This is a genomic window from Candidatus Tisiphia endosymbiont of Xenochironomus xenolabis (genome assembly GCF_964264705.1).
Taxonomy (GTDB): domain Bacteria; phylum Pseudomonadota; class Alphaproteobacteria; order Rickettsiales; family Rickettsiaceae; genus Tisiphia.
In genome coordinates this window covers 1,159,687-1,171,612 of the sequence record NZ_OZ183473.1, presented here as the reverse complement: position 1 = coordinate 1,171,612, position 11,926 = coordinate 1,159,687, and the positions used below count along the sequence as shown (strand labels likewise).

Sequence of the window (11,926 nt, the reverse complement as noted above, 5' to 3'; positions counted from 1 at the left end):
CAAAATTTAAAGTATAAAATGTCATTGCGAGGAGCCGCTTTTACTGTTCTTCTGCCCATAAATCCATATTATATTTTTTACAATACTTGAACATAGATACAGTATTAGGGTGATTTATCCCAAATTCTTTTACTTGCTGCTTACCAAAAAATTTATAATTAGATAACTCTTTTGCTTTACATGATGCTTTAGCTCCTTGACTATACAAATCACTAACTTGTGCCACATTTTTACGATTATCTCTATATAAATAATAATATATGTTATAAGCTTTATTATAGGAATTTATAGCCTCTTTTATCTTATCTTCAGCAAATAGAATATTACCTTGCACTACATAACTAGCAGCTAAATCTGGGTCTTCCGAATAATCTGCATCTTTGGGAGTTCTACGCTCATCGGTTAAAAATATGAAAATAGCTTTATTAATATGATCTGAGGCTTGCTCTAGTTTACCCAACCCTAACTCACTTCTTGCCATCTGGAGATAAATACGACTAAGTATCTCAGGGAACTCTTTTTTATGAGATTTATACAAATTATATAATTGTTTAAGTTGAGCATATGCTTTTTGGTATTTTTTAAGATAAAGCAATATTTCTATTTTATCTAGATAAGGATACATAAGAAATAAATCATTAGGACTTATTCCCTTTTTAATAACTGCTTCTATAGATTTATTATTTTGCTCTAATGATTCACTATATTTACCTTGTACAAATGATAAAATTGACTTAGCACTATGTATATAAGCTATGTCACTTTTATCCATTAAACCTTTATTAAACATTTGTTGCATAATTTGAATGTTGCTTTCTGCTTCTTTAACTTGTCCTAATTTAACATTATGCTGTACTAAATTATAAGATAAACTCCATTTGCAATCTTCATAACCTTTTACATTATTTAATATTTCTTGTGCTTTTATACAATAATTTATTGCTATCCTATAGTTAGAATAGCTCCGATGATACAAACATATTGCATTCATATATCGTGCATATATATATTTTTCATCATCATTCATTAACCATAATTTAAAATTATTTTGTTGTTCAATTGTATTAAACCACTGAATTTTTTTTCCTAGTTTACCATAATTATGAGTATTATAATACTGAACCATTAATTGGAGGTTAAGTTTCATAATGTTATATATATTTAAGCTATATTTTTCTGAATTTTTTAAAATTATTTCAAAATTCTCAGATATAGTTTTACTGGTTCTAAAAAGACGAGCTTTTATTAAGCTCTTTGGTATGTAATTTGTTAACTTGGTAATAATATTATCTAAATCAGTTGTATTATTACTATTTCCATTGATCTCAGCTATTTTCTGAGCAATAACATCGTGCATTTCAAAGATAGGGTTAGTGTCATGTGAGTCAATGTTAGATATTAAAGCAAATTTAGATAATTGATAGAGATCATCATCAAGAGTATTTTGATTATCCGTAATAATTTTTAAAAGTTCTTTCGAGAAACCTTGGTTATTTATTAAGGCTATTTTATTTAAAAGTTTCTTAGTACTTGGCTTTAACTCATTGATAACTAATGTAATGTTTAATTCAATTTTATCTGTTGATTGTTGAATTTTTTTTGTATACCCTTCTCTATTTAAACCTTGTACATTGTTTAATAATTGTACACCTTGTACTATCATGATAGGGTAACCAGCAAATTCTTTACTTAAAAATTCTGCTAATTTGGTGTTATCACTTCCTAGAATATTATTAGCCAGAGTAATCGCATCACTTTTTTTAAAGGCAGTCATCTTGACTATATTCGGTAATATTTCACTATCTTGGGAACAAAATATAACATGCCCATTATTTTCCCAATCAACGAACTCCTGAACTTTCTTATTTTTACCTACCTTTAGATTATCGAATACCAGCAACCATTTATCTTGATTCGACAAATAGCTCATTAGTTCTTTTCTCACTAATCTCATATCTTCTGATATTATATTAGATTTAGCGGTGCTATTAATAGCTTTTGCTAGCTTTATCAATTCTTCATTAATATCTAAATTACAGTCAATAAACCAAATAAGTGTATAATCATCTTGATTCTCATAACAATACATTCTAGCAAGCTGTGTTTTCCCCATGCCACTAGTGCCTATAACACTTGCTTGCCGATATTTAATTAAATTATTTTTGAGCAGATTTAGTTGTTTAACGTGATTAACAAAATAACTAACTGGCATAACAAAACTAGATATCTTTTCTTGAGCAAATGAATTATGCGGCATTATTAATAATATTATTAATGTTAAATATTTATTCATTTTATTATTTTTTTTACATTTATTTACCTTACACATACCCCACAACTGTTAAAAGTTAGAAGGTAGAACGGGTTTTAGATGGCATCATGGCAGTTTAAAAGTTACGGAAAAATAACCGTGTCATTACGAGGAGACATGAGCCAACGAATCAATCCATTTTTGGTTGCTTTTATGGCTCGCTTTCACTACTATGTAGTCTCGCAATGACGTTGGAAGCTGAAATCGTCATTGCGAGGAGGTATAGCCGACTAAGCATCATTCCCGCCTAGGTGGGATAACACATAGCTGTTTTTCTACATATGGTTCTCAATCTCCGGAAGAAGACCTTGGAGATACGTCTCTACCTTGTCTGTGCCACGAATTGCACAATAATTTTTGTAATAGTCAGCTGCGTAAGGTGTGTGTCTCATTATAGATAAATCATTTGAAACTCTTACTAATACATCTGCATTGGGTGCACAAAGGTAAGCTTTTATAAGACATGCTGCCTCTCCTTGAGCACCGTGGACTAATTTCACATAGTGGGAAAATTCTAGTAATTTTTGAGCAAGGCTTGGATCCTTATGGTTAAAATTCTGTGTCTTAGATAAGTACCAATACCCCACTTCATGATTACCTGATTCATATAGGGACTTTAAAGTTTCCACAGCAACATCTTTATATATATCATGATTATAAGAAGCAGCCTCCCCAAACTCGTTTGAAGCTTGCTCCTTCTTTCCTAAAGACAAGAGAATCTTACCTTTAGATAGAAAGAGTTCAGCTTGCTGTTTCTGGTTGTTCGTTTGACTTTTAGCGGCAGTAAGAGCAGCAAGTTGTATATCTGTATCTGTTGTTTTTTCTGCTATTGCTTTTAATAACTGATAATTCTCTTCAGAAGTTGTCCTTGAATTTTCAAAAGATTTAATAAAAATTTTATAGACTTCTTTGTCATTTGAATCGTTTGAATTAAGCAAGTTAATTACTGTATCTACTAGAGTGTTAGGGGCATTAGCACCGACAGTTTCCTCAACGACATCCTCAACAGCGGTTTTAGCATCAGTAGCAGTGGGGTCAGCAGTTCTAGAAGTAGGCATAACAGCTGTTATAGGGGCAGTTTTATGAGTTCCAGCTGTATAAGAGTATGGACTATTATTATATACATTAATTGAAGAGCTGGCTTTAACAGCAGCGATATTATCAGCAGCGAGTTCAGCTTTAAAAGCACTAATACTCGGATATATGCCCTTGGAAACAGACTTCTTTGAAGAGTCACTGGTTTCAGCTACATTTGAAGAGTCACTGGTTGTAACTACATTTGAAGAGTCACTGGCTTCAACTTCCTTTGGAGGGGCAGTGGGTGTAACTAAAGTATCTTTTGTAGATGAACCTTGTCCGCGTATTTCCGATAATTGAGTGCTTTTTTCAACTTCGATGTCAAGTTTTTGTTTATTTTTTTTAGCTTCGAGTCTAGCCATAAGTTCAGCTTCTTCGGCTTTGAGTTTATCCCTAAGTTTAGCTTTTTCGGCTTCGGCTTCAGCGTCAAATAGGGTTTCTACCTTGATTACTTCAACCTTAGCTTTAGTATTAATAAGTTTCGTACCAAGTGTCACTTGTGCCTTTTCCAATGCTTTAAGTTCTTTTAGTGCTTTTTCTTCTTTCTTACTTACAGAAACAGTTGGTTTTTCCTGAGATACCTGTACCTCTTCCTTTTGAGGGGTGTATTGTATAGCACGCTCATTAGCTTGCTTAGCAATATCTTCGTACTTAGCCTTAGTCTTAGGATCAACACTTGCAAGAGATTCAAAAGTATCATGTAATTTTTGAAAGATTCCAGCAAGAGTCTTACTTTTTTCTATTGTAGAGCTTGTTGTCATAAGACATTGGTTCCAACATTCCTCAAGTTTCTGAGGGGCAGCTTCTTTTATACAAATCTCAACATACTTCTCCAGTGTTAGAACAGTGTTGGCATATTTTATCAAAGGCGTTATCTCATCAAGAGCTGCCTCATAATTGTTTGAATTAAGGAATGAACCCACTACCTCAAAAGCTTGTTCTAACAATGGTTTATATAGTTGTGTAGTAATTTTTAGTTCTGGATTTTGTACATTGTTTGCTACTTTTTTTTGCAGGTTTATTATTTTGTATAGTTCTATTATAAAGTCATTTCTATTAGCACTAATACTACCACACGCCTTTAAATATGTACTTGCGTCTTGATCTGCTGGTTTACCTGCTCGGACAGCACTAATAGCTTGACACTTGTTTAAGTCAAAAGATAGTTTTGTTTTGATCTCATCTGAAAGCGAATAGTCCTTGATAGTTTTAACTAAACTATCATATATGCTCTTACTTGATTGATATTCCGATGAATCAAGAGGGTTATTAATTTTTGTTATATCACCAGTTTCTTGAAGAAATTTAATGCGTTCTTCAAGGATTGTTTGTAGCCCTGTCATAAAGTCATCTGCATTAGCACTTTTCTCCCACGCCTCTAAATATGTACTTGCGTCTTGATCTGCTGGTTTACCTGCTCGGACAGCACTAATAGCTTGACACTTGTTTAAGTCAAAAGATAATTTTGCTCTGATATCATCTGAAAGCGGATACTTTTTCATAATCTTAACTAAAGCATCATATATGCTCTTACTTGATGTATATTCCGATGAATCAAGAGGCTTATTAATTTTTGTTATATCACCAGTTTCTTGAAGAAATTTAATGCGTTCTTCAAGGATTGTTTGTAGCCCTGTCATAAAGTCATTTGAATTAGCACTCTGCCATGCCTTTAAATATGTACTTGCGTCTTGACCTGCTCGGACAGCAATAACAGCTTGACACTTGTTTAAATCAAACAAAAATTCGGCTTTGTCAGCAGAGGATGGAAATTGGGTGGTTTTTTTTGCAGTTGTATTTAAGTTGTCATATTCCTTCAAGGCTGTTGAATAGTCCGATTTGTTTAGCGGTGTGTTAACTATAGTTATATCACCAACCTCTTTGAAAAGCTTAAGCCTGTTAATCAAGCCTCCTATTTTGAGTGTTATAGAGCCTGAGTCTACGCTATCATTTTGAGGGTTGGTTTCATTGTGCGTCTTAGACATAATATCCTCTTATATGTTCATTTAATTAATTTAGTAACAGACTCTTGCATAACTTATTTAATTATAAAGTAATTTTGTTGTCAAAATTAAGCAAAAAATCGTACTAAATATTTTATTAGTGGAAGTTCTTTGCTTAATTTTTCTTTCCAAATTTCTCTTTCAATAAAGCTATACTAAAGAACCTATAATTTAAATTAAGACAGATTTATACTTAATAATCAAGTAATATTAAACACTTTTTCTTAAGATATAGACAATAATTAGTAACCTTTCTGTAATTTATGATATTTTTACAAGCTCTAGAATTCTTCAACTATAGTCAATTCAGGAAGATTTGGGGCTAGGAGCTATGGAGTAACGCCTATAAGTAATAGGCAAGCATTAAGCGACAACGTCACCAACTTCTCATCAATTGACTATAAAATTTCTTAATATTTCTATAGTGTACATCAAAATTTTTTTTCACTAAGTAAAAAAGTAATTAATTTTCAATATTTTTGTGAATTGCTTAATTGTTCTTTAGAAAATAAAAAATTATAAAAAACTACAATTTTTATTGAAAATATGATAAAGACTTAAATGTAGCTAACCCGATTAGCATTGTACCAAATTTACATACGCCATTGCGAGGAAGCGTAGCTGACAAAGCAATCCACATGACAAGCTGCATGGATTGCCACGCTCACATATGTTCGCTCGCAATGACGGCTAATGATGTTAGGTAAAAGTTATATATTTAGTAAACTTAAAGAGATTTTAAATGGCTTATATTATTGGTAATACAGGTAAATGGCAATATGTGATAGGCGTTGAGATACATGCCCAAATTTCTTCAAAATCCAAACTTTTCTCTGGTAGTTCTAACGAATTTGCCGTTCCTCCTAATTCACAAGTATCTTTGATTGATTCAGCAATGCCTGGAATGTTACCAATGTTAAATGAATATTGTGTTCATCAAGCAATTAAAACTGGTCTTGGACTTAATGCGAAAATTAATCTTAATTCAAGATTTGATCGTAAAAATTACTTTTATCCTGATCTACCGCAGGGTTATCAAATTTCCCAATTTTATCATCCAATTGTCCAAGATGGCTATTTGGATATAGTAACTGAACAGAGAACAACCAAAAGAATTAGAATTAATCGTTTGCATTTAGAACAAGATGCTGGTAAGTCCATTCATGATCAATCAGCTCATTATAGCTTCATTGATTTAAACCGTTCTGGTGTAGGATTAATGGAGATTGTTACTGAGCCAGACCTTGATTCGCCGGAAGATGCAGCAGAATTTGTTCGTAAACTCAGGACTTTGTTGAGATATATAGGAAGTTGTGATGGTGATATGGAAAAAGGCTCATTACGTTGTGATGCTAATATTTCGGTTAGGCTTCCTGGAACTCCACTTGGCACAAGGTGTGAGATCAAGAATATCAATTCGATTCGTAATATTATGCGAGCAATAGAGTTTGAAGCAAATAGGCAAGTAAATTTAATTGAAGATGGGCAGACAATAATACAGGAAACTAGATTATTTGATGGAGATACTGGGGAGACTAGAACGATGCGTCTAAAAGAAGAAGCTCATGATTATCGATATTTCCCTGACCCAGATTTATTGCCAATAGTTATATCTGAGGAGCTAATAGAACAATTAGCTCAAGAGCTACCAGAATTACCGGATGCAAAAATTCAAAGATATATGACAGAGTATAGTTTAAATGCTTATGATGCTGAAGTTTTGGTAATTGATGAACAGGTGGCAGGTTATTTTGAAGCAGCAGTTAGCTTATGTAATCCAAAGATACTTGCTAATTGGATTATTAGTGAGTTATTTGGTCAGCTTAATAAAAATTCCATTAGCTTAAGTGACTGTAAAATTACCCCAAAAATGCTTGCTCAAATGGTGAAGCTAATAGAAGATGGGGTGATTTCCGGCAAAATTGCCAAAGTAGTTTTTGAAACTATGTTTGAAACTGGACAAGAACCGGAAAAAATTATTGAAGAAAAAGACTTAGTGCAAATGTCAGATAGTGGTATACTAACTGCTATAATTGACGGAATATTGTTGGAAAACCCTGACTCTGTTGATTCTTATAGAAGTGGTAAAGATAAATTATTTGGTTTTTTCGTTGGACAGGTAATGAAAAAAACTGAAGGAAAAGCAAACCCTAACCTAGTGAATGATTTATTAAAGGAGAAATTACAATAATTAAAATATTAGGTATTGAATCAAGTTGTGATGATACTGGCGTAGCAATAGTTACCTCAGATAAAGAGATTTTATCAAATATTGTTATTTCCCAACACCAAGAGCATAAGGCTTTTCAAGGGGTGGTGCCAGAAATCGCTGCTAGGTCACATTTGCAAAATTTAGAAAAAGCAGTTAGGTATGTTTTAGATGAAACTCATCTTGAACTATCTAATATAGATGGAATCGCAGCTACTTCTGGTCCTGGCTTGATAGGTGGAGTAATAGTTGGCTCAATGTTTGGCAGAATAGTTGCTAGCGTCTTAAAAAAGCCGTTTATTGCAGTTAACCATTTAGAGGGGCATTTACTTACTGCTAGATTAACCAATAAGGCAGAATACCCATATTTATTTCTATTAGTTTCAGGTGGGCATTGCCAATTTGTTGCAGTCCAAGCATTGGGTAAATATAAAATTTTAGGACGGACTATCGATGATTCGGTAGGGGAGTGCTTTGACAAAGTAGCTAAAATGCTAAATTTGCCTTTTCCTGGAGGCGTAGAAATTGAGAAAAGAGCAAAATTTGGCAATCCATCTAAGTATGTTTTACCAAAACCCATTATTCATCAAGCTGGCTGTGACATGTCATTTTCAGGTTTAAAGACGGCAGTACGCATATTAATATCCAAATTACAGCCTATAGGTGAACAAGAAATTAATGATATAGCTGCCAGTTTTCAATATGTAGTTGGAGAAATCTTGTCAGTAAAAATGCTTAATAGCTTTAAAATGTATGAGGAATTTATCAGTAAGTCGGCATTACCACAAAAAACCTGCGTACTTGCTGGTGGAGTTGCCGCTAATGGTTATTTGAAAACTATACTTAAGTATCAAGCAGAAAAACAAGGATATGTACTTTTAGTACCACCAGCACATTTATGCACCGATAATGCGGCTATGATTGCTTATGCTGGGCTAGAACGGCTGCAAAATAATCTTACTAACTCACTCAATTTCTGCCCTAGAGCAAAATGGAGCTTAGAGGATTTATATAGCTAACCAAGTATATACGTCATTGTGAGGAGCTACTTTGTAACACTCCGTCATTGCGAGGAGCCGCTTTGCGGTGACGCGGCAATCCAAAAATGGTCAGGAATGGATTGCTTTGTCGGCTTACGCCTCCTCGCAATGACACCAGAATGTGGATTGCCACGCTCACGTACGTTCGCTCGCAATGACTAGGTGTTACAGAGCAGCTCCTCACTGACAGACATTTAAGGAGTTATAACAATATCAAAAGCCTATACGGGTTGTTATATTAGAATTTCTTGGCAGAAATTAGTTGTGCTTACTATAAAACTTACTATAATAAATTCATTTAGAAAGCTTTGTAGCTAATCAGAATAAGTTTTAGATATCCCAGGCGTCATTGCGAGGAGGCGTGAGCCGACGAAGCAATCAAAACATTGATTAGAAATGGATTGCCACGACCTACTTGCGTGGTCTCGCAATGACGATTGTAAGTACATACGTTTTCTCGCAATGACGAAGATGTTATCTAGAACATTAACGGGTTAGCTTTATCTTAAGGGCGGATATTACGTAGACGTAAGGAGGGTTATGTATAGAATTAACTTTATTATTATAATCTTATCTTTCATACTCACAGGATGTTTTCCAACAATTTTTACTGCAGCAACTAGTTCTACTATCGCAGCGGCAAAAGATCAATCAATTTCCGAAACAATTGATGACATAAAAATATCAACGAAGATCAAAGCTTCTTTTATAAAAAATAATTTCAGGGAATTATACACTAAGATTAAGGTTGAGGTAGAACAGGGGAGGGTGCTACTTACTGGAATCATAGACAAAAAAGAAGAGGCATTAAAAGCTGTAGAACTTGTTTGGGATATAACAGGAGTTCGTGAAGTTATTAATGAACTGATAATAGATAAAAAAAGCGATCATTTTGACTTAGTGCAATATACTAAAGATGCTATAATTACTAGTCAGATTAAAGCTAGGACTTTTATTAAGCGAGATATAAAATGGGTAAATTACACTATTGTTACAGTTAACAATATAGTATATATATTTGGTTTAGCAAGGTCTGAGCAGGAGTTAGAAATGGTCACTTCTATTGCTTCTCAAATCAATGGTGTAGAAAGAGTCGTTTGTCACGTTAAAATAAAGGAAGCTGAAAAGATTGATAATAAACATGATGTAAATGAAAGTGAAATTTAGACCTATTCTTTTGTTGCTAGTTTATTGTATAGGACTTAGCTCTTGTTCTACTTTACCAAAGACTAGCCTATATAACAAATTATCGAAGGAAGATCCTAAAAATATTCATTATAAGGGACATTATAAGATAGGCAAAAAATATACTATTAAAGGTAAGACTTATAAGCCTAAGGAAGATGTTAATTGCAATGAAGTAGGTATGGCATCTTGGTATGGTTTCAAGGATAATACCCATGGGAAAAAAACAGCCAATGGTGATATCTATAATAAACATATGCTAAGTGCAGCTCATCGTAGTTTACCGCTGCCTAGTTTAGTCAAAGTTACTAACTTAAGTAATAATAAGTCCCTGATTGTGATGGTTAATGATCGTGGACCTTTTAAAAAGAACCGTATTATAGATGTTTCAGAAAAATCTGCTGAGATTTTAGGATTTAAAAGACGTGGTATAACAAAGGTTAGAGTGCAATATATGCCTAAAGATACTAAAGAATTTTTGAATAATATTGCTTTAAGACCTGAGGAAAATTGTATTGCCCAAAGAAAAGTAGCCAATCCTAAATGTAGCGTTAATTGTCATATAAAATTAGTAAATCTAAAACATAAATTGACAGTTAATCCTTGATAATTTTAGGATAGTAGTGGATTGCTTCGTTGCCAGTAAACTGGCTCACTCGCAATGACATTTGGGTAAAGCACTTCCGTCATTGCGAGCGAACATATACTCTTCTGCTTTGAAGAATTGGTTCCGTAAAACTTCGGGGTATTCGCGTACTCACGTAGCTCATCTACGCTGCGTTCGCTCACCCCTTGTTTTACGTTCCAATTCTTCAAAGCAGAAGAGTATATGTGAGCGTGGCAATCTAGGAGTTTGTCGGAAATAACTAAAGTAATTCTATATTTGGCTCTTTTTGGCTGCGAATAAACATGATTTTTTTGAAATAGCTACACTATTCCTGCAAAAATCATATATATTCTCGCCAAAAAATAGCTCAAAATATAATTAATTAGTTATCTCCGACAAACTCCTAGAAAAAATAAGCAATATCACAAAAATAATGAAAACAGCTATTAGTGGATCAAAAAAATCTGTTATATTATATATAATTGAGAATATAGAGGAGTCATAGATGATTGTTCCTGGGAAATATAAACTAAATAGTACTCAATATCTCGAATCTTATAAAAAGATATTGTTGCTTAGAAGATTTGAAGAAAAATGTGGACAATTATACGGTATGGGTCTAATAGGTGGGTTTTGTCACTTATATATTGGACAAGAAGCGATAATTACTGGTATAGATTTAGTAAAACAGGCTGGTGATAATACTATTACCAGTTATAGGGATCATGCTCATATTATTTCAGCCGGGACTGAAGCAAAATATGTGTTAGCAGAGCTAATGGGTAAGGAAACTGGTTGCTCGAAAGGCAAGGGTGGTTCAATGCATATGTTTGACGTACAAAACAAATTTTACGGTGGGCATGGCATTGTAGGAGCTCAGGTGCCGATAGGTACTGGTTTGGCTTTTGCTGAAAAATATCGAAATACTGATAATGTGTGTTTTACCTTTTTAGGAGATGGGGCAGTTAATCAGGGGCAAGTATATGAAGCTTTTAATATAGCGGCATTATGGCATTTACCGATAATTTATATTATTGAAAATAATCAATATTCAATGGGTACCTCAGTAGCCCGTTCGACCTTTATGACTGACCTTTACAAGAAAGGGGAGTCGTGTGGTATTACCGGCTTTAAAGTAAATGCTATGTCATTAGAATCGGTTTATGATTATGCTCGGCAAGCTGCAGAGTTTACAAGAAATGGTGGCGGACCAATAATATTAGAAATGGATTGTTATCGTTATCGAGGACACTCAATGTCTGATCCAGCCAAATATCGTAGTAAGGAAGAAGTTGATATCTATAAAGAACAAGACCCCTTATCGCGAGTGAAGGATATAATCCTGGATAACAAATATGCTAGTGAGCAGCAGTTGAAAGAAATTGACAAAGAGGTCAAAGATATTATTGCAGAAGCAGTTGAGTTTTCAGAAAGCTCAGCCTTACCGGATGAGAAAGAACTATATACTAATATTTATGTTGTGAATGAGTAGGA

At 33.7% G+C, this 11,926-nt stretch carries 6 protein-coding genes and 1 pseudogene; 5 read left to right on the top strand and 2 right to left on the bottom strand.

What is annotated here, in order from left to right; translation table 11 throughout:
- Nucleotides 1-40: 40 nt before the first annotated feature.
- Nucleotides 41-2,293: a tetratricopeptide repeat protein gene (locus tag ACFELY_RS05670; RefSeq protein WP_375333874.1), complete on the bottom strand. Its 2,253-nt coding sequence runs from the start codon at nt 2,291-2,293 to the stop codon at nt 41-43.
- Between the two features lie 293 nt (nt 2,294-2,586).
- Nucleotides 2,587-5,373, bottom strand: a complete 2,787-nt coding sequence (locus ACFELY_RS05665) for a cell envelope integrity protein TolA (protein ID WP_375333873.1) — start codon at nt 5,371-5,373, stop codon at nt 2,587-2,589.
- A 760-nt stretch (nt 5,374-6,133) separates the two neighbouring features.
- Between ACFELY_RS05665 and gatB the strand changes: the two genes are divergently transcribed.
- The 5 genes and pseudogenes from gatB to pdhA all read left to right on the top strand — a co-directional run bounded on the left by gatB (nt 6,134) and on the right by pdhA (nt 11,924).
- The gene (gene gatB / locus ACFELY_RS05655; RefSeq protein WP_375333872.1) at nt 6,134-7,582 is read left to right on the top strand and encodes an Asp-tRNA(Asn)/Glu-tRNA(Gln) amidotransferase subunit GatB; all 1,449 of its coding nucleotides are present in this window, start codon (nt 6,134-6,136) and stop codon (nt 7,580-7,582) included.
- Nucleotides 7,579-8,619, top strand: coding sequence for a tRNA (adenosine(37)-N6)-threonylcarbamoyltransferase complex transferase subunit TsaD (gene tsaD, locus ACFELY_RS05650; RefSeq protein ID WP_375334155.1), 1,041 nt, complete (start codon nt 7,579-7,581; stop codon nt 8,617-8,619). Before gatB ends, tsaD begins: the two co-directional genes overlap by 4 nt.
- 561 nt (nt 8,620-9,180) lie before the next feature.
- Nucleotides 9,181-9,807, top strand: a complete 627-nt coding sequence (locus tag ACFELY_RS05645; protein WP_341759086.1) for a BON domain-containing protein — start codon at nt 9,181-9,183, stop codon at nt 9,805-9,807.
- A 4-nt stretch (nt 9,808-9,811) separates the two neighbouring features.
- Nucleotides 9,812-10,432 (top strand): annotated as a pseudogene (locus tag ACFELY_RS05640) (septal ring lytic transglycosylase RlpA family protein); the annotation flags it as partial.
- A gap of 505 nt (nt 10,433-10,937) precedes the next feature.
- A complete protein-coding gene (gene pdhA / locus ACFELY_RS05635) occupies nt 10,938-11,924 on the top strand; it encodes a pyruvate dehydrogenase (acetyl-transferring) E1 component subunit alpha (protein ID WP_341748751.1) in 987 nt (328 codons plus the stop codon).
- Nucleotides 11,925-11,926: the final 2 nt, after the last annotated feature.

Coding starts and splice junctions, on each gene's coding strand:
- ACFELY_RS05670 (WP_375333874.1), bottom strand. CDS start 2,293: ATGAATAAATATTTAACATTAATAATATTATTAATAATGCCGCATAAT.
- ACFELY_RS05665 (WP_375333873.1), bottom strand. CDS start 5,373: ATGTCTAAGACGCACAATGAAACCAACCCTCAAAATGATAGCGTAGAC.
- gatB (WP_375333872.1), top strand. CDS start 6,134: ATGGCTTATATTATTGGTAATACAGGTAAATGGCAATATGTGATAGGC.
- ACFELY_RS05645 (WP_341759086.1), top strand. CDS start 9,181: ATGTATAGAATTAACTTTATTATTATAATCTTATCTTTCATACTCACA.
- pdhA (WP_341748751.1), top strand. CDS start 10,938: ATGATTGTTCCTGGGAAATATAAACTAAATAGTACTCAATATCTCGAA.